Source organism: Saccharospirillum sp. HFRX-2, from assembly GCF_043196805.1.
In the GTDB taxonomy this organism is placed as follows: domain Bacteria; phylum Pseudomonadota; class Gammaproteobacteria; order Pseudomonadales; family Natronospirillaceae; genus Saccharospirillum.
In genome coordinates, this window is the sequence record NZ_JBEBMU010000013.1 from 19,416 (window position 1) to 36,898 (window position 17,483).

The window sequence follows — 17,483 nt, forward strand, 5'->3', positions numbered from 1 at the left end:
GCTGGAGGGAGCATGAACAATCCCAAGCAAAGCCTGATCTGGATGAGCCTTTATCTGGCCATCGTCTTAGCCATCTGCGGTCTGATTTACCAGCCGCTGAGCCAGGCTTTTATGGCCAACTGGGTGTTCAATGGCTTAATTCTGGCAGTGCTGCTGGCCGGCATCGTAATGAGTTATCGTCAGGTGGTGCGGCTGCTGCCAGAGATGCAATGGGTCGCCCGCTTTCGCACCGGCCGTGGCAATGCCTATGGCAATGTGTCCCCCAAACTGCTTAAACCGCTGGCGCGCCAACTCGGCGACGATCTGCAACACGAACGGGTGACGCTGTCGCCGATGTCGCTCACCACCCTGCTCGACGGCGTTCGTTCACGGCTTGATGAAGCGCGCGAACTGTCGCGCTATATGATCGGTCTGCTGGTCTTCCTCGGCCTGCTCGGTACCTTCTGGGGTTTATTGGGCACCATCGATGCCATTGGCAGCGTGATCCTCGATCTGAACCTCGGAGACCGTCCCTTTAACGAAGTATTTCGCGATCTGCAGGCTGGGCTGCTGGAGCCGCTCGACGGCATGGGCACCGCCTTCAGTTCTTCGTTATTTGGCCTGGGTGGTTCGCTGGTGCTGGGCTTTCTCGATATCCAGGCCGGCCACGCCCAGAACCGCTTTTTCAACAGTCTGGAAGAATGGCTGACCGGCCTGACACATCTGGTCGACATCAACAGCGACAACGCTCAATTGCTGACCGATGCGTTGTCGCCGGAAGAACTGATCGAGCAACTGCAGCGCCTGGAAGCAGAGAATCGCCAGCTCAAACGCCAACTCGGCTTTACCGACGAGCCTTAAACTATGGCCAACCGTCGTCGCCCCACCAGCGCACTAAACATCTGGCCCGGCTTTGTCGATGCGTTATCGGCCTTGCTGTTGCTGCTGGTGTTTGTGGTGATGGTATTTACCCTGGCGCAGGTTTTCCTGGCCCAGACCGTGGCCAACCGCGACGATCAACTCAGTCAATTAAACGCTCAGCTAGCGGATATCGCCGCCGCCTTGCGCCTGGAGCGCAGCGATAACGACGAGCTGCGCTCAGCACTGGAACAAAGCCAGACGCGCAGCGCTGAACTGACGGCTTCCCTCGCTGCTTTACAGACCCAAAGTGACGACGATCAAGCCCAACTGGCGGCCCAGCGCGACGACCTGGCCGAGTTAAACGCGCAAAATGAAGACCTGGCCGCGCAACTGGCGGCTCGCGATAAACGACTTGGTGAATTGGAATCGAATCTCGCCAGCAGTCGCCAATCACTGGATGAAGAACGGGCGCTCTCTGCCAGCGCCCGCGCCGAAGTAGAGCGCCTCAATAGCCAGATTGCGCAGTTGCGTGAACAGCTCGATGTTATCAGCGCCGCCCTGGCCGCCGAAGAGGCCGCCAGAGCAGCCAGCGAGAGCGAACTGGCTGACTTGGGTGAGCGGCTGAATACTGTCCTCGCCGAGCGCGTTAATGAACTGGAACAGTACCGCTCGGAGTTTTTTGGACGGCTGCGCCAAGTGTTGGTTGATAACCCCGACATCCGTATTGAAGGCGATCGTTTTGTGTTGCCATCAGAACTGTTTTTTGACTCTGCCTCAGCCACGCTCGGCGAAGCGGGCCGAACCGAACTCACCAAAGTCGCCAATACCCTGATCACCGTTGCCGATGAAATCCCCGCCGATTTAGGCTGGATATTGCGCATCGATGGCCATACCGACCGCCGCCCGATCAGTACCGAGCGTTTTGCGTCAAACTGGGAACTATCGACCGCCCGTGCCGTTTCGGTGGTGCGCTATCTGGCTGAACAAGGCATTCCCGCTGAGCGCCTCGCCGCTGCCGGCTTTGGCGAACATCACCCACTGGACCCGGCGGACACCGAAGCGGCCTTTGCGCGCAACCGTCGCATTGAGATCAAATTGACCGAGCGTTAACCAGCCATTGCGGCATTTGTTTCGATCGCCCCCTTCTTTTACCATAACCGCCCTTTTTTTGATCGATAGCAACCATGATCCGAGCCCTTTTGAGTAACCTTCACGGTGCCATTGCTGCCATCATCCTCGTGGTTTACACCCTGACCGTGGGGGTCTTCCTCTATCTCTTTATCGCGCTGCGGGCGGTTATCCGCTTTCGCGCCACCCGTAACTTCTTTCAACGCGCACTGGCTGAAGTCGCGATTGTCTGGATGGCGGGTATTCAGTGGTGGATGCGCACCTTTCACCGCACCCGTTGGGACATCGATGGCGTTGGGCAACTCAATCCCAAAGGCTGGTATCTGGTAACGGCTAACCACCAGTCTTGGGCGGATATTTTTGTGTTGTTCCGGATGTATAACCGCAAGATTCCGCTGCTCAAATTCTTTCTGAAAAGAGACCTGATGCGTGTGCCGGTTGCCGGCCAGGCCTGGTGGGCGCTGGACTTTCCTTTTATGCAGCGGCATTCGAAGTCTTATTTGAAGAAACACCCGGAAAAAGCAGGGCAGGATCTGGAAGCGACCAAAAGAGCCTGTGAACGTTTTTCAGAGACGCCCACCAGTGTGATGAACTTTATTGAAGGCACGCGCTTCAGTCAGGAAAAGCACGATCAACAGAACTCGCCCTATAAGCACCTGCTTAAACCCAAAGCCGGTGGCCTGGCATTTACCATTGCCGCCTTGGGCACCAAGTTCAGTGCCTTGACCAATGTCACCATTGCCTATCCGGCGGGTGCTCCCTCGTTTTGGGACCTGATGTGCGGACGCATGCAGGAAGTCATCGTGCGGGTAGAAGAGATCGATATTCCGGCGCATTTCACCAAGGGCGACTATCAGAACGACCCCAGCTTCCGCATAGAATTCCAGCGCTGGATTAGTCAAATGTGGGAACGCAAAGATCAACTGCTGGACGAAATACTCTCTAGCCACCCCAAGTAACGCTGGTTAAACCATTGCTGATAGCGCTGCGCCTCGGCGTTGGCGCGATCATGCAGGATATTGACGACTTCAATCGCCACCAGCGCCATCGTCTGCAAAACCTGACGCACCAGCCTGGTCTCTGAAAACGGGCAGTCTGGCCAGGTTGAGCGATACAAGCGGACGTAGTCGGTTACTACCGGTTGGCCCGACAGCCCCGGAATCAACGGCGCCAGATCAATCGCAGGAGAACCCCGGCCGAGCCGCTCCCAATCGAATAACACCGCTTCACCGCTGGCCCGACGCCCCCAGTTGCCATGGTTGCTGTCACCTGAAATCAGCAGCTGTGGTGCCAGTAGATCCTCAACTTCCTGATACCAAGGCTGCATTTTCTGCCGAATCGGCGCCCGTTGTTCAATGGGAAAATGCACTAGGGCACGCTCGAGTTGCGGCGTTGTCCAGTTGAACTGAAACAGGCACTCATCGGGGACCTTTAACGACTGGGCATGCAGGCGCGACAGCGAACCGAGCAGGTCAGCCTTAAGCGTTTCATTGGCGGCGATGGGGTTGGGAATCCACTCCAGCAGAACGGCGTCACCTTCCCAGCCATACACTTCGGGAACTAAAGGTCCCTGAAAGTCTGGATGGTGAATCAGGTGGCGGTAGAAATAATCTTCAGTGCGGGTCAGCGGGCCTTTACGGATGGCCACTCGACCATCGACAAGCTGCTGCTCTACCCGCGCTTGGCCCATGGCCGATAAATCAGTCGAACTCACCACCGGCTCCGTCTTGCTGCCAACGCGCCAGACGCTGCTGATCGCTGTCGCGCGACGACACCCAATGACTGCCGTTAGGGGTTTTCTCTTTCTTCCAGAAGGTCGCTTCGGTTTTTAGATGATCCATAATGAATGCAGCGCCGTCGAACGCGGCTTGACGGTGCGGGCTGGATACGCCGACAAAGACGATGGCATCCGACGGATACAGCTCGCCATAACGGTGGGTAATACGAATTCGATTCAGTGGCCAACGCTGGGCGGCACGCTCGGCAATGTTGGCCAGCGTCTTTTCAGTCATGCCGGGGTAATGCTCCAGATGCAGACCGCTAACGGCTTCGCCGTCATTCATATCGCGCACCCGACCGACGAAGAACACCACCGCGCCATCTTCGCGGTTGCCGGCACAGAGTGCATCGTATTCCTGTTGGATATCGAAGGCTTCCGCCTGCACGCGTATCACGCGCATGGCATCGTTAGCCACCGGTCACCGGCGGAAAGAACGCCACCTGATCACCGGGATTGAGGTCGACATTGCCATTGACCACTTCTTCGTTAACCGCACGGGTCAACGGCTGTTGCAGCGCTTCGCGCCAATGAGGGTGTTGGGTTTGCAGCCAATTCATCAAGCTGTCGAGATTGGGTGCCTGATCGGCCGGAATGGCGATCTCGGCAATACCCAGTTGTTCGCGTAAACGAGCAAAAAATTTCAGTTGCACGGTCTTCATTGATTGTGTCCGGTTGCATGAATGAAACGCACCGGCGGCCCCATGTCCGGTCCCTGGTACTCAGGCTTGCCAGTGCCCGCTCTTGCCACCGCGCTTTTCCAGTACTCTCAGTCCTTCGATGCGCATGGCAGGATCCAGCGCCTTGACCATATCGAACAGTGTCAAGGCAGCTATGGAGGCGGCCGTCAGCGCCTCCATCTCCACTCCTGTCTTACCGTCGAGCTTACACCAGCTCTCGATATGTACTCGACCTTGATCCACTTCCAGGCTTAAGTCCACTGCGACCTTAGTCAACATCAGCGGATGACACAGTGGGATCAGCTGCGATGTCTGCTTGGCGCCCTGGATACCCGCCACCCGGGCGACACCAAAGACGTCGCCTTTGTGGTGGTTACCATCAGCGATGCGCTGCAGTGCCTCAGCGTTCATATAAACATAGGCTTCGGCGCGGGCTTCACGACTGGTCACCGCCTTGGTGGTGACATCGACCATATTGGCGTTACCACGGCGATCCAGATGGCTGAATTCACTCATGCTGGCTGTCCGCTCACCTTGGTCTTGCCTTTCAAATGCGTGACAAAGTTACAGGGTTTGTGACGGGCATCCAACTGCTGCGCCAGGATGCCGTCCCAACCGGTGCGACAGGCGCCGGTCGAGCCCGGTAGACAAACCACCAGGGTGCCGTTTGCCAACCCCGCCAGTGCACGGCTCTGCACTGTCGAGGTACCAACGTCCCGATAGGACAGTTGACGAAACAACTCGCCAAAACCTTCGACTTCTTTATCAAGCAACGGCTTAACCGCTTCCGGCGTGGAATCTCGGCCGGTAAAGCCGGTACCGCCAGTCAGTAACACCACCTGAATCTCATCGCTGGCGATCCAGCGTGACAGGTGCATGCGCAGGGCGTAAAGGTCATCCTTCTCAATTTTGCGTTCCACTACCTGATGTCCGGCTTCGGTGGCGCGCTCAAACAACAATTGGCCGGAAGTATCGGTGCTGCTGTCGCGAGTGTCGGATACCGTCAATATCGCCATCTTCAGCGGCACCATCTGGGAAGCAACCTGGCTCATCTGTTCTCCTCTAACAAAAAACCTCAGCCGCCGATGATGCTGAGGTTGGATGTGGCACCACTGTCACCCTGATGCAAAAGGTGACTCGGCGCCTTGTGCTGGATCAATTCAACGAGACGTTGTTGCAACTGTTCTGGTGCAACGTCTTCCTGCATCCAGGGACGAATATCCAAGCCCTGATCGGTAAACAGACACAGATGCAGGCGCCCGGTACTGGACACCCGCAAACGATTGCACGAATCACAAAAATCCGCGCTGTAAGGCATGATCAAACCAATACGGCCGGCATAATCCGGGTGCCAGAATTCCTCCGCCGGACCCGCATCACGGGCACGCAATACCGGCTGCCAGCCATTATCCAGCAACCAGTCCTTTACCCCCTGGCCACTGCGATGATGCTGTCGGAAAAAGACCTGCTGATCGCCGGTCTGCATCACTTCGATAAAGCGCAGCGTCACCGGAGTCTGTTTCAGCCAGCGCAGAAAACTGGGCAGTTGATCGTCCAATCCCCGCATCAACAAGGCGTTGACCTTGGTATTGACGCCCAGCTCGATAGCCCGATCGATGCCGGCGAGCACTTCATCGAGGCGATCATGGCCGGTTATGTCGTGGAATTGTTGCCGATCAAGGCTATCGACCGACACATTCAACTGGGTCAAACCCGCCCGCTGCCAACGCTCAATATGCCTGGGTAGCTTGTAGCCATTGGTGGTGATCGCAACCTGGCGAATACCGGGTGTCGCAGCGGCCATCTCAATGATCTGTGGCAGATCGCGACGCAAGCTGGGTTCGCCACCGGTCAGCCGGACTTTTTCGGTGCCTAGGGCCGCAAAGGCTGTCAGCGTTTGGCGCATTTCAGACAGGCTCAGGAAGGCATCTTCAGGACGTCCCTGATAGCCATCGGGCAGGCAGTATTGGCAACGAAAGTTGCACACGTCAGTAATCGACAGTCGCAGATAATAGAAGCGACGGCCTAGAGCATCTTGCAGCATGTTCCACCTTTCCAAAGTCGGGAGGCGAGGCGGTTTCCCGCCGCACCCTGTCGTTCATCGCAATGAACGAGGCCCGACAGTCGTATTACGCATTAGCGCAACTTAGACCGACCGGGCTCGGTGAGGTTCCATGAGTTTAGTGCAGACGACAGACGGTGACCATGGGGTGCGTCGGGTTCAGACAAATTTCATGTTGTCTTCGAACACCTTGTCGCTGGTGCTGTCTACTGGAGGCAGGTGATAACTTTGGCGTAAGGTATCGCCATCGAAGGAGTGCAGGTGGACATCAAAACCCCATAAGCGATGCAAATGCCGCAACACTTCCTCGGCATCCTGATTCAGCGGGATGTTGTTGTGCCTCCGGTGATGCAAGGTTAACGCCCGGTCACCGCGCAAATTGACATCGACGACCTGAATATTGGGCTCACGGTTGGACAGGTTGTACTGCTCGGCCAGCAAGGCGCGCAATTTTCGATAACCCCGTTCATCGTGAATGGCACTGATGCGGTATTCGCTCTCATCTTCATCATCGAAAACGGCAAACAGATGCATGTCACGCATCACCTTGGGCGACAGAAACTGCTGAATAAAGCTCTCGTCCTTAAAGTTTTCCATGGCGAAATGCAGCGTATCGAGCCAGTCACTGCCGGCAATTTCCGGGAACCACTCGCGGTCTTCCTGAGTCGGTTCCTGACACAAGCGTTTCAGGTCACGGTAGATATTGAAGCCCAACGTATAAGGGTTCAGCCCTGAGTAGTAAGGCGAATCATAAGGCGGCTGAAACACCACGGCCGAATGACTGGCGAGAAATTCCATCATAAAACCTTCGGTGATGTAGCCGCGGTCATAGAGTTCATTCATCAGGGTGTAGTGCCAGAAACTGGCCCAGCCTTCGTTCATCACCTGGGTCTGACGTTGCGGATAAAAATACTGCGCCAGCTTGCGCACAATGCGCACCAGCTCGCGTTGCCACGGCTCCAGCAAGGGCGCGTTTTTCTCAATAAAATAAAGCAGGTTTTCCTGAGGTTCCGCCGGATAGTGTGACTGTTGTTTGGCCTCGGACTTATCTTCCGCTGTCGGTATGGTGCGCCACAGCAAGTTCACCTGTTGCTGCATATAGGCTTCGCGTTCTTCCTGACGAGCACGTTCCTCAGCAGCGGAAATCGGCGATGGTCGTTTATAGCGATCGACACCATAATTTTGCAAGGCGTGACAGGAATCCAGGATGCGCTCAACCTCAGCAACGCCATAACGCTCCTCACACTGGATTACATAATTCTTGGCGAACACCAGGTAATCGATGATGGCCGTGGCATCGGTCCAGGTCTTAAACAAATAGTTGTTCTTAAAAAAGGAATTATGACCGTAACAAGCATGAGCAATCACCAGCGCCTGCATCGGCATGGTGTTTTCTTCCATCAGATAAGCAATGCAGGGGCTGGAATTAATCACGATTTCATAGGCCAGACCCATAAAGCCACGCTGATAATTCTGCTGCGTTTGCAGAAACTGTTTGCCGTACGACCAATGGTGATAACCCACCGGCATGCCAATGGATGAATAGGCATCCATCATTTGCTCGGAGCTGATGATTTCAATCTGATTGGGGTAGGTATCGAGCCGGAATTCCTGAGCGATATCAGCAATAACGGCGTCGTATTCCTGGATCAGTTCAAAGGTCCATTCGCTACCGGTGGAGATCGGTTTGTTGGTCATGCGGATTTCCTCTGAAACAACTGGCGGAACACCGGATAGATATCGCCCGGATCAATAATCTGCTCCATGGCAAAATGCTCAGGGTGTTCCGCCCGGACATCTTCGTAGGCATACCACAACGCCTGGTGATCACGTGGGGTGATTTCGATATAGGAGTAATACTGCACCAAGGGCATCAGATAGTTGGCCAGTAAGTCCTTACATTGCGGCGAATCATCATTCCAATTGTCGCCATCCGAAGCCTGGGCGGCATAGATGTTCCAGGCACTGGGCGGGTAACGGTCTTTAATCACATCGTGCATCATGCGCAGAGCACTGGAGACAATGGTGCCACCGGTTTCCCGACTGTAAAAAAATTCTTCTTCGTCCACTTCCTTGGCGCTGGTGTGATGACGAATAAACACCACTTCGATTTTTTCGTAATTACGGCGCAAAAACATATAGAGCAACAGGAAAAACCGTTTCGCCATGTCTTTGGTGTTCTGGGTCATCGAACCCGATACATCCATCAGGCAGAACATAACCGCCGCATTGCTTGGGATCGGTACTTTCTCGCTGCGGTTGTAGCGCAGGTCGAAATCATCAATAAAGGGCAGCCGTTTTATCTTGGTTTCCAGCTGCTGTTTTTCTTCCAGCCAGTCGGCCAATTGCTGACCATCGCGCAAGGCTTCGTCTTTCGCCTCTTCCTGCTCAATTAGGGCCTTCAGCTCTTTAACGCGACGACGCGACTTGCCACTTAAAGCGATCCGCCGGGCCTGGGCGTTACGCATGGAACGGACGATGTTGATGCGATTGGGCACACCCTGACTGGTAAAGCCGGCCTGACGATAGACAAAATCACTCATCTGCTTAAGGTCTTTGCGCACCAGGTTGGGCAGCTCCAGGTCCTCAAACAGAAACTCCAGAAACTCATCCTGGGTGATGGTGAAGGTAAAATCATCGAGCCCTTCACCGCTGTTCGACGCCTGACCACCCTGCCCCTGGCCGGAGCCGCCCTGAGGTTTTCGCACCCGATCGCCAGTGCTGAATTCCTTATTGCCCGGATTAACGGTGGTCCGGGTTCCGCCCTGGCCGTGACCAAAGACCGGCTCATGAATATCTTCTGAGGGAATAGAGATGGACTCGCCGTGCTCCATATCGGTAATGGAGCGTTTGTTCACGGCTTCATTAACCGCTTTCTTGATGTGCTTACGGTAACGTTCGAGAAAACGACGCCGATTGACGGCACTCTTATTCTTGCCGTTCAGGCGGCGGTCAATAACATAGCTGTTGATCATAGCTCGACCTCATGCAGGGCCTTGCGGCCGTCAGAGTCGAATGTTGGCCCGGTCGTTGGTTGCACCGGGCCGACAGGGTTCAGGACGATTTACGCACTCGCAGATACCATTCGCTGAGCAAACGCACCTGCTTTTCGGTGTAGCCGCGATCGGTCATGCGGCGTACAAAATCCTGATGTTTTTTCTCGTCATCCTTGGACGACTTGGCGGAGTAGGAAATGACCGGCAAGAGATCCTCGGTATTGGAGAACATTTTCTTCTCGATCACCGCACGCAATTTCTCATAACTCTGCCAGCTCGGGTTGCGACCTTCGTTGTTGGCACGGGCGCGCAGCACGAAGTTGACGATCTCGTTGCGGAAGTCTTTGGGATTGGAAATACCCGCCGGCTTCTCGATCTTCTCCAGCTCTTCATTCAGCGCACCACGGTCCAGAATCTCACCGGTTTCCGGATCACGGTATTCCTGATCCTGAATCCAGAAATCGGCATAGGTGACGTAGCGATCGAAGATGTTCTGACCGTATTCGGAATAACTTTCCAGATAGGCCGTCTGAATTTCCTTACCGATAAACTCGACATAACGCGGCGCCAGAAACTCTTTCAAATGCGCCAGGTAGCGGTCGTGCACTTCCTGCGGAAACTGCTGCTGTTCAATCTGATCTTCGAGCACGTAGAGCAGATGCACCGGGTTGGCGGCCACTTCGGTGGCGTCGAAATTGAAAACTTTCGACAAAATCTTGAAGGCAAAACGCGTCGACAGACCGTCCATGCCTTCATCGACGCCGGCGGCATCCCGGTACTCCTGTATCGTCTTGGCTTTGGGATCGGTGTCTTTAAGGTTCTCGCCATCGTAGACGCGCATCTTCGAATAGAGGTTGGAATTCTCCGGCTCTTTCAGACGCGACAGCACCGAGAACTGTGCCATCATGCGCAGCGTATCCGGCGCGCAATGGGCATCGCGTAACGAAGAGTTTTCGATCAACTTGTGATAGATATTAATCTCTTCACTGACGCGAACGCAGTACGGCACCTTGACGATATAAACCCGGTCAAGAAAGGCTTCGTTGTTCTTGTTATTGCGAAACTGCTGCCATTCCGATTCGTTCGAGTGCGCCAAAATAGTACCGCTGAACGGAATCGCACTCATGCCTTCGGTGGCGTTGTAGTTGCCTTCCTGAGTCGCGGTCAGTAACGGATGCAGCACCTTGATCGGCGCTTTGAACATCTCGACAAATTCCATCAGGCCCTGGTTAGCTTTGCACAAGGCACCGGAAAAGCTGTAGGCATCCGGATCATCCTGCGGATAGTCTTCCAGCTTGCGAATGTCGACCTTACCGACCAGCGCTGATATATCCTGGTTGTTTTCATCGCCCGGCTCGGTCTTGGCGACAGCCACCTGGTCGATAATGGAGGGATAGAGTTTGACCACCCGGAACTGGGAAATATCGCCGCCATATTCATGCAGACGCTTAACCGCCCAGGGCGACATAATGGAACGCAGATAGCGTTGCGGAATGCCGTAACGTTCTTCGAGAATACCGCCGTCTTCGTCAACATCAAACAGGCTCAGCGGGCTTTCATAGACGGGTGAGCCTTTGATGGCGTAAAACGGAACCGTCTCGATCAGTTGCTTCAGGCGTTCAGCCAGGGACGACTTACCGCCACCGACCGGGCCTAATAAATAGAGGATTTGTTTTTTCTCTTCCAGGCCTTGGGCGGCATGACGGAAGTAGGAAACGATCTGTTCGATCGGTTCTTCCATGCCATAAAATTCTTCAAAGGCTGGGTAGCGGCGAATGATTTTGTTGGAAAAGATGCGACTGAGGCGAGAGTCTTTGGCGGTGTCGATAACCTCCGGTTCGCCTATGGCTTTGAGCATTCGCTCGGGTGCCGAGGCGTAAGCCATCGCGTCGTCTTTGCACAGCTGCAGGTATTCTTCCAGCGAATACTCTTCATGCTGGCGAGCTTCGTAACGTGACTGGTACTGCTTAAATATATCCATCTAGACCCCCTTGAAAGAAACACGGTTTCGGTTCTTTCCCTGAATGATCATGTCATGGATTCATGCAACGCCCGAAGGCGTAACAGACATTCACTGGCTTGATGGAGCATTCTTCATGCCAATGCCGAAACCGGATTTTTTACAGTGTTCTACTGCGCCATCTAATTTCTTTCTTTGTCTTGTTCTAGACTAGCGCAGTCGAATCAAGAGTGCTGAATTTTCACGCTTTTTCTGGAGGTCTTTACAGTTCAAGCCTGATGATAATGATCAAAAATAACGCTTGAATTATTGGCTGCTTAGCAGTCGCCGTTGCAACTGCAGCACCGAATCAGGGCGTCAATATTTAACCGGTCAGCGTCAATTTCAGAACGCTTTCACAACGATCAACCAACGCCGCCAGCTCTCAGGGTTGCCAGTCGATCGGCGTCTGGCCGGTGCCGCGAAGATAGACATTGGCAGCGGAAAAATGGCCGCTGCCAAACCAGCCACGATGCGCCGATAAAGGCGATGGGTGCGGCGCCTGCAGCACACAGTGTCGGTCCCTATCGATAAACTGGCCCTTTTTCTGGGCATAGCTGCCCCATAACATAAATACCAGTTGATCGCGTTCGCGGTTCAATCGTTCGATCACCGCATCGGTGAAAGTTTCCCAGCCTTTGCCCTGATGAGCACCGGCATTGCCCTGCTCAACCGTCAGCACTGAATTGAGCAACAGCACACCCTGCCGCGCCCAAGAGCTGAGATCGCCATGATTTGGTCGGCTAATGCCAACGTCCTGTTCCAGTTCTTTATAGATATTAAGCAGGCTGGGCGGCAGTTTAACGCCGTCTTGCACCGAAAAACTCAAGCCATGGGCCTGGTTGGGGCCGTGGTAAGGATCCTGCCCCAGAATAACCACCTTGACGGCCTCAAAAGGCGTCAATTCCAAGGCCCGGAAAACCTGATTATCCGGTGGGTAGATTGTCTTTCCAGACGCCGCCTGCGCACTGAGAAACTGCTGCAAACGCTCCATGTAAGGCAATTTAAATTCGCTGACCAACTGCTCGGCCCAGCCCTCGGCCAAGGGCGCCTGAGCCAGGGTCAATTGCCAGGATACCAGCGTCATGGCGCCTCCATATCAATGAGCGCGCGGCCCTGGATCTGCCCGGCGAGCATGGCTTCGATGCGCGCTTCGACCTCATCAAGATGCAGGCTGTCACACAGTTCATGCAGGCGAGGCAATTTCCACAGCCCGGCATACTTGCCCAGCACGCGCTGACGCGCCGCCAAAGTTTCATCGGCACTGGCGATACCCACCAGATTGACGCCGCGCAGGATAAACGGGTAGATGTCAGTCGGCACCGCAGTGCCACCGACAATACCGCAGGCGGCCACGGTACCGCCGAACTTGAGGCTTTTAAGAATGTTCACCAGGGTGGAATCACCGACGGTATCGATGGCGCCCGCATAGGTTTCAGCCAGCAATGCCTTAGGTTGCGCATCGGCCAGTTGCGACCGCGGCACCACCTCGCTGGCGCCGAGAGTACGCAGCCAATCGTGGGCTTGTTGCTTACCCGTGACCGCCGTAACGTCATAGCCCAGCGACCCCAGCAAATGCACCGCCAGGGTGCCGACACCACCGGTCGCACCGGTTACCAGTACCGGGCCCTGCTCCGCCTTCAAACCATTATCGAGCAGTTTTTCCAAGGCATAGGCCGCGGTCACGCCGGCGGTACCCAGACGCATGGAATCGGCCATCGACAGACCTGGCGGTAACGCCATCACCCAACCCTTGGGCACGCGGATATAGTCGGCAAAACCACCATCGGTATTCATCCCCAGATCGAAGCCGATTACAGCCACTTCGGTGCCTTCGGCGAAGCTGTCGCTGCTATCGGATACCACCTTGCCGGCGGCATCGATACCCGGAGTGTGCGGATAATGGCGACTGATGCCTTTGTGGCCGTTGGCCGACAGCGCATCCTTGTAGTTGAGCGAGCTGTAGTGCACCCGGATCAACACCTCTCCGGCGGGCAAATCATCCAGAGTGCGCTCTTCGATAGCGCGGCTGACGCCGTTATCGGTCAGGTGAATTCTCATGGCGCGAAAGGCAGTCATGGCAGTCTCCAGGTTGGCAATTTGCAGCAGGCTAGCAGGCCATATAAGCCGATTCTATGCGACCTTGGATCAATCGCCGTCGAAGGCGCACAGCGTGAACACCGAGTGTCCGGCCTGGCGAATCGCCTGACTGCCGCCCAGGTCCGGCAAGTCAACGATGGCGGCGCATTCAACAATATCAGCACCCAAACGTTCGACCAGTTTGCAGGTCGCCTGCAGAGTTCCGCCAGTGGCAATAAGGTCATCCATAATGACGACACGTTGGCCGGGTTTTAGCGCATCAGCGTGCACCTGCAACACTGCTTCGCCGTATTCCAGTTCATAGGATTCTTCATAGGTTTCAAAAGGTAACTTGCCCTTTTTACGCACCGGGACAAAGGCAGTTTTCAGTTCATAGGCCAGGGGGGCGCCGAGGATAAAACCGCGAGCATCGATGCCGACAATGGCATCCAGCGGCTCATCGTAATAGTGATGCACAAAGGCATCGATCAACTGACGAAATACCTTGGCATCGGACAGCAAGGTGGTGATGTCACGGAACTGCACGCCTGGCTGAGGCCAGTCCGGGACGGTACGAATATGGTCTTTGGGGTTAAACATTGAGGTTTCTCTGCTCTGATCAGCCAATATTGTAACGATCGACCGCTGCGATGACGACCGGCTCGCAGCCATAAAAAAGGGCCCCGCAGGGCCCTGATTCAATGCCTGGCAATGATTGATCAGATCCAGATGTATTTGATCAGCGCCAGAGCAGAGATGATGTAGACCGCAATGTTCACTTCTTTGCCCTTGCCAGCCAGCAGTTTGATAACGGCGTAAGACAGGAAGCCCGCGGCGATACCTTCGGCAATGGAGTAAGTCGCCGGCATCATAAAGGCAGTAATAACCACCGGAGCCGCTTCAGTGATGTCTTTCCAGTCGATGGAAGCGATGGAGGAAACCATCAGCACCGCCACGAAGATCAGCGCAGAAGCGGTGGCGTAGGACGGGATCATCAGCGCCAGCGGCGAGAAGAACAGCGCCAGCAGGAAGAGCACAGAAACCGTCACTGCCGTCAGACCACTGCGGCCACCGACGGCGATACCAGCACCACTTTCGATATAGCTGGTGGTGGTGGATGTACCCAGCAGGGAACCGGCAACAGAGGCCGAGCTGTCGGCCATCAAAGCGCGGTTCAGGCGCGGCAGCTTGCCATCGGAGTCGAGCAATTTACCTTCTTTGGCCACGGCAACCAGGGTGCCCGAGGTGTCGAACAGGTCGACAAACAAGAAAGCAAAAATAACCGAGTACAAACCCAGTTCCAGAGCACCGAAAATATCCAGCTGCAGGAAGGTCGCACCCAGGCCGCTCGGTACCGACACGATACCGTTAAAGCTGACCAGACCAAAGAAAGCACCGACGACGGTGGTGGCCAGAATGCCGATGATGACGCTACCGGTGATGCCTCGGTGGTGCAGCGCTGCAATCAGGGCAAAACCGAGAAACGCCAGCACGACCTGAGGTGAAGTGACATCACCCAGACCGACCAGAGTGGCGTCATTATTGACGACCACACCGGCACCTTGCAGGCCAATCAGCGCCAGGAATAGACCAATACCGACGGCGATACCGGTTTTCATCGAGGCAGGAATGGCATTGATGATCCACTCACGCACTTTAAGAATGCTGATCAGCATAAAGATGATGCCCGACCAGAACACGCAGCCCAGCGCAACCTGCCAGCTCTGGCCCATGCCAAAGACCACACCAAAGGTGAAGAAGGCATTCAGGCCCATACCCGGCGCCAGCGCGACCGGATAGTTGGCGAACAGACCCATGATGGCCGTACCCAGCGCCGCCGCGATACAGGTCGCCATAAAGACGGCCTCAAACGGCATGCCGGTCTCGGACAGAATGCCCGGATTGACGACGATGATGTAAGCCATGGTGAGAAAGGTGGAAATCCCGGCCAGCACTTCGGTGCGGACATCGGTCCCCAACTCTTTCAGCTTGAAGAGTTTTTCCAGCATTTAAGACTCCTTGGTGACTGCCAGTCGCGGTGGAAAGCAGAGTGACCGGCATGATCGTTGTTATCGTTGGAACCCAGAGCCCAGCGGCCCGGCGAGCGCGGCAAGTTTCGCAGAATTCCCGCGCTCAGGCACCTCTGGACCAATCGGTCAACATTTTGTAAAGCAGGAGCTGTGCCAGAAGCAAAAAGGCACCCAGACCAGATGGCGTGGGTGCCTTTTTGATGGAGCGAACGAAGCGGCTAGTTGCCGTTCAATTGCAATTAGTCGCCGTTCAATTGCAACGTTTTCAGCGTGCGGCTGCGAACCTGCTTGAGCAGTTCCGCATCATCGATCAGCGACTGTCCGTAAGACGGCACCATGGCGGTCAATTTCTCACGCCAAGCCGGCTCAGCCAGACGATCGGCAAAGCAGCGCTCGATGATGTTAATCATCGTCTGAGCAGCGGTTGAAGCACCGGGTGAAGCGCCCAGCAAGGCGGCCAGAGAGCCATCTTCGGTGGCAATCACTTCGGTGCCAAACTCCAGCTTACCGCCGGTTTTCGGATCGCGCTTGATGATCTGCACACGCTGACCGGCAATCGCCAGCTCCCAATCTTCATCACGCGCTTCAGGGTAGAACTTACGCAGCGCAGCAACGCGTGATTTATGCGACTGCAGCACTTCGCTGATCAGATAACGGGTCAGGTCCATATTGGCCAGACCGGCGCGGATCATCGGCCAGAGGTTGTTCAAGCGCACTGATTTGATCAGGTCCAGGAAGGAACCGGCCTTAAGAAACTTGGTGGTGAAGCCAGCAAATGGCCCGAACAACAGGGCTTTTTCACCGCTGATGATGCGGGTATCCAAGTGCGGTACCGACATCGGCGGCGCGCCCAATGGCGCCTTGCCATAGACCTTGGCATGGTGCTTGGCGACCACTTCGGGCTTGCGGCACACCAGCCATTGGCCACTGACCGGAAAACCGCCATAGCCGTGGCCTTCACTGACACCGGATTTCTGCAGCAACGGCAAAGCACCGCCACCGGCGCCGAGGAACACAAAGTTGCAATCCACAGCCTGATAACCGTTTTCAGCACTTTTCAGAGTAATGGCCCAGGAGCCGTCGGCTTTCTGGTTCAGGTCGGTAACTTCGGTATTCAACTTCAGTTCGAAACCATTCTGCGTTTCCAGGTGCTTCACCAACAGACGGGTCAACGCCCCAAAATCGACATCTGAACCGTGAGTAACGCGGGTTCCTGCCACCTTTTGGTGCGTATCACGACCTTCCATGACCAGTGGCATCCACTGGCTGAGCACGGCCGGATCTTCGCTGTATTCCATTTCCGCAAACAGCGGCAGCGCCTTGAGCGTTTCATAGCGCTTGCGCAAAAAGGCGACGTTGTCATCACCCCAGACAAAGCTCTTGTGCGGTGCACGATTAATAAAGGCTTTGGAATCGGGCAAGGCGCCACTTTCCACCAGATAGGACCAAAACTGCAGGCTGACTTCGAAAGCGGAGTTGATGTTCAGCGCCTTGGTGGTGTCGATGCTGCCATCGGCCATCACCGGCGTGTAGTTCAATTCGCAATAGGCGGCATGGCCGGTACCGGCGTTATTCCAACCATCGGTACTTTCCAGCGCAACAGCACTGCCCTTCTCGATCATCAGGATGTTCAGGTTGGGATCGAGTTGCTTCAACAACATGCCCAGGGTGGCACTCATCGCGCCGGCCCCTACCAGGACTACATCTGCTTTGGTTGCGGTCATTACGGTCTCGCCCATGGCTGATAAAAGCGGAGATGAAGCGGGCCGATGGCGAAAGGTCATCCTTGAGCGGCCGTCTTGGAGTCTAGACTCCCGAGCCCGACTTCGTGATTCTGGACCGCCACCATCAGATGCTGCTTTTAAAGCGAGTGTTTGCTAACCCGAAGCATC

17 protein-coding genes and 1 riboswitch are annotated in these 17,483 nt (G+C 55.3%); of the genes, 3 read left to right on the forward strand and 14 right to left on the reverse strand.

The window, feature by feature from the left end; all coding sequences use genetic code 11:
• The first annotated feature begins 12 nt into the window (after positions 1 to 12).
• From ABMA60_RS17715 to ABMA60_RS17725, 3 genes are all read left to right on the forward strand, one after another.
• Positions 13 to 840: a hypothetical protein gene (locus ABMA60_RS17715; RefSeq protein ID WP_392806018.1), complete on the forward strand. Its 828-nt coding sequence runs from the start codon at positions 13 to 15 to the stop codon at positions 838 to 840.
• A 3-nt stretch (positions 841 to 843) separates the two neighbouring features.
• Positions 844 to 1,950, forward strand: a complete 1,107-nt coding sequence (locus ABMA60_RS17720; protein WP_392806020.1) for a peptidoglycan -binding protein — start codon at positions 844 to 846, stop codon at positions 1,948 to 1,950.
• 74 nt (positions 1,951 to 2,024) lie between these two features.
• Positions 2,025 to 2,927 (forward strand): acyltransferase, encoded by a 903-nt coding sequence (locus tag ABMA60_RS17725; protein WP_392806023.1) that lies wholly within the window; start codon positions 2,025 to 2,027, stop codon positions 2,925 to 2,927.
• Here ABMA60_RS17725 and ABMA60_RS17730 read toward each other — a convergent pair.
• The 14 genes from ABMA60_RS17730 to mqo all read right to left on the reverse strand — a co-directional run bounded on the left by ABMA60_RS17730 (position 2,888) and on the right by mqo (position 17,315).
• Entirely contained in the window at positions 2,888 to 3,682 is a 795-nt protein-coding gene (locus ABMA60_RS17730; RefSeq protein ID WP_392806025.1) for a phosphotransferase family protein, read from the reverse strand. The genes ABMA60_RS17725 and ABMA60_RS17730 overlap by 40 nt on opposite strands.
• A complete protein-coding gene (gene moaE, locus ABMA60_RS17735; RefSeq protein ID WP_392806027.1) occupies positions 3,669 to 4,148 on the reverse strand; it encodes a molybdopterin synthase catalytic subunit MoaE in 480 nt (159 codons plus the stop codon). Before moaE ends, ABMA60_RS17730 begins: the two co-directional genes overlap by 14 nt.
• 7 nt (positions 4,149 to 4,155) lie before the next feature.
• Complete coding sequence (locus ABMA60_RS17740) at positions 4,156 to 4,407, reverse strand: MoaD/ThiS family protein (RefSeq protein ID WP_392806029.1); 252 nt, start codon at positions 4,405 to 4,407, stop codon at positions 4,156 to 4,158.
• A 60-nt stretch (positions 4,408 to 4,467) separates the two neighbouring features.
• Positions 4,468 to 4,941, reverse strand: coding sequence for a cyclic pyranopterin monophosphate synthase MoaC (gene moaC, locus ABMA60_RS17745; protein WP_392806032.1), 474 nt, complete (start codon positions 4,939 to 4,941; stop codon positions 4,468 to 4,470).
• Entirely contained in the window at positions 4,938 to 5,477 is a 540-nt protein-coding gene (gene moaB / locus ABMA60_RS17750) for a molybdenum cofactor biosynthesis protein B (RefSeq protein WP_392806034.1), read from the reverse strand. Before moaB ends, moaC begins: the two co-directional genes overlap by 4 nt.
• Positions 5,478 to 5,500: 23 nt before the next feature.
• Positions 5,501 to 6,469 (reverse strand): GTP 3',8-cyclase MoaA, encoded by a 969-nt coding sequence (gene moaA / locus ABMA60_RS17755; protein WP_392806036.1) that lies wholly within the window; start codon positions 6,467 to 6,469, stop codon positions 5,501 to 5,503.
• Positions 6,458 to 6,604: riboswitch (molybdenum cofactor riboswitch) on the reverse strand. It overlaps the preceding gene by 12 nt.
• 42 nt (positions 6,605 to 6,646) lie before the next feature.
• Positions 6,647 to 8,185: a SpoVR family protein gene (locus ABMA60_RS17760; RefSeq protein WP_392806039.1), complete on the reverse strand. Its 1,539-nt coding sequence runs from the start codon at positions 8,183 to 8,185 to the stop codon at positions 6,647 to 6,649.
• Positions 8,182 to 9,462, reverse strand: a complete 1,281-nt coding sequence (locus ABMA60_RS17765) for a YeaH/YhbH family protein (protein WP_392806042.1) — start codon at positions 9,460 to 9,462, stop codon at positions 8,182 to 8,184. The genes ABMA60_RS17760 and ABMA60_RS17765 overlap by 4 nt, the downstream gene beginning before the upstream one ends.
• A 79-nt stretch (positions 9,463 to 9,541) precedes the next feature.
• The gene (locus ABMA60_RS17770) at positions 9,542 to 11,464 is read right to left on the reverse strand and encodes a PrkA family serine protein kinase (RefSeq protein WP_392806045.1); all 1,923 of its coding nucleotides are present in this window, start codon (positions 11,462 to 11,464) and stop codon (positions 9,542 to 9,544) included.
• Positions 11,465 to 11,867: 403 nt separating this feature from the next.
• Positions 11,868 to 12,569, reverse strand: a complete 702-nt coding sequence (ung, locus tag ABMA60_RS17775) for a uracil-DNA glycosylase (protein ID WP_392806047.1) — start codon at positions 12,567 to 12,569, stop codon at positions 11,868 to 11,870.
• A complete protein-coding gene (locus ABMA60_RS17780) occupies positions 12,566 to 13,561 on the reverse strand; it encodes a YhdH/YhfP family quinone oxidoreductase (protein ID WP_392806049.1) in 996 nt (331 codons plus the stop codon). The genes ung and ABMA60_RS17780 overlap by 4 nt, the downstream gene beginning before the upstream one ends.
• A 69-nt stretch (positions 13,562 to 13,630) precedes the next feature.
• Positions 13,631 to 14,161: an adenine phosphoribosyltransferase gene (locus ABMA60_RS17785; protein WP_392806052.1), complete on the reverse strand. Its 531-nt coding sequence runs from the start codon at positions 14,159 to 14,161 to the stop codon at positions 13,631 to 13,633.
• A gap of 119 nt (positions 14,162 to 14,280) precedes the next feature.
• A complete protein-coding gene (locus ABMA60_RS17790) occupies positions 14,281 to 15,570 on the reverse strand; it encodes an NCS2 family permease (RefSeq protein ID WP_392806055.1) in 1,290 nt (429 codons plus the stop codon).
• Positions 15,571 to 15,830: 260 nt separating this feature from the next.
• Positions 15,831 to 17,315, reverse strand: coding sequence for a malate dehydrogenase (quinone) (gene mqo, locus ABMA60_RS17795; protein WP_392806058.1), 1,485 nt, complete (start codon positions 17,313 to 17,315; stop codon positions 15,831 to 15,833).
• Positions 17,316 to 17,483 lie beyond the last annotated feature (168 nt).

Bases quoted from the DNA above. Each gene is read 5' to 3' on its own strand.
- moaE (WP_392806027.1), bottom strand. From the start codon at position 4,148: ATGCGCGTGATACGCGTGCAGGCGGAAGCCTTCGATATCCAACAGGAA.
- ung (WP_392806047.1), bottom strand. From the start codon at position 12,569: ATGACGCTGGTATCCTGGCAATTGACCCTGGCTCAGGCGCCCTTGGCC.
- ABMA60_RS17725 (WP_392806023.1), top strand. From the start codon at position 2,025: ATGATCCGAGCCCTTTTGAGTAACCTTCACGGTGCCATTGCTGCCATC.
- ABMA60_RS17720 (WP_392806020.1), top strand. From the start codon at position 844: ATGGCCAACCGTCGTCGCCCCACCAGCGCACTAAACATCTGGCCCGGC.
- ABMA60_RS17785 (WP_392806052.1), bottom strand. From the start codon at position 14,161: ATGTTTAACCCCAAAGACCATATTCGTACCGTCCCGGACTGGCCTCAG.
- ABMA60_RS17715 (WP_392806018.1), top strand. From the start codon at position 13: ATGAACAATCCCAAGCAAAGCCTGATCTGGATGAGCCTTTATCTGGCC.
- ABMA60_RS17780 (WP_392806049.1), bottom strand. From the start codon at position 13,561: ATGACTGCCTTTCGCGCCATGAGAATTCACCTGACCGATAACGGCGTC.
- ABMA60_RS17770 (WP_392806045.1), bottom strand. From the start codon at position 11,464: ATGGATATATTTAAGCAGTACCAGTCACGTTACGAAGCTCGCCAGCAT.
- ABMA60_RS17760 (WP_392806039.1), bottom strand. From the start codon at position 8,185: ATGACCAACAAACCGATCTCCACCGGTAGCGAATGGACCTTTGAACTG.
- moaB (WP_392806034.1), bottom strand. From the start codon at position 5,477: ATGAGCCAGGTTGCTTCCCAGATGGTGCCGCTGAAGATGGCGATATTG.
- mqo (WP_392806058.1), bottom strand. From the start codon at position 17,315: ATGACCGCAACCAAAGCAGATGTAGTCCTGGTAGGGGCCGGCGCGATG.
- moaA (WP_392806036.1), bottom strand. From the start codon at position 6,469: ATGCTGCAAGATGCTCTAGGCCGTCGCTTCTATTATCTGCGACTGTCG.
- ABMA60_RS17740 (WP_392806029.1), bottom strand. From the start codon at position 4,407: ATGAAGACCGTGCAACTGAAATTTTTTGCTCGTTTACGCGAACAACTG.
- moaC (WP_392806032.1), bottom strand. From the start codon at position 4,941: ATGAGTGAATTCAGCCATCTGGATCGCCGTGGTAACGCCAATATGGTC.
- ABMA60_RS17765 (WP_392806042.1), bottom strand. From the start codon at position 9,462: ATGATCAACAGCTATGTTATTGACCGCCGCCTGAACGGCAAGAATAAG.
- ABMA60_RS17790 (WP_392806055.1), bottom strand. From the start codon at position 15,570: ATGCTGGAAAAACTCTTCAAGCTGAAAGAGTTGGGGACCGATGTCCGC.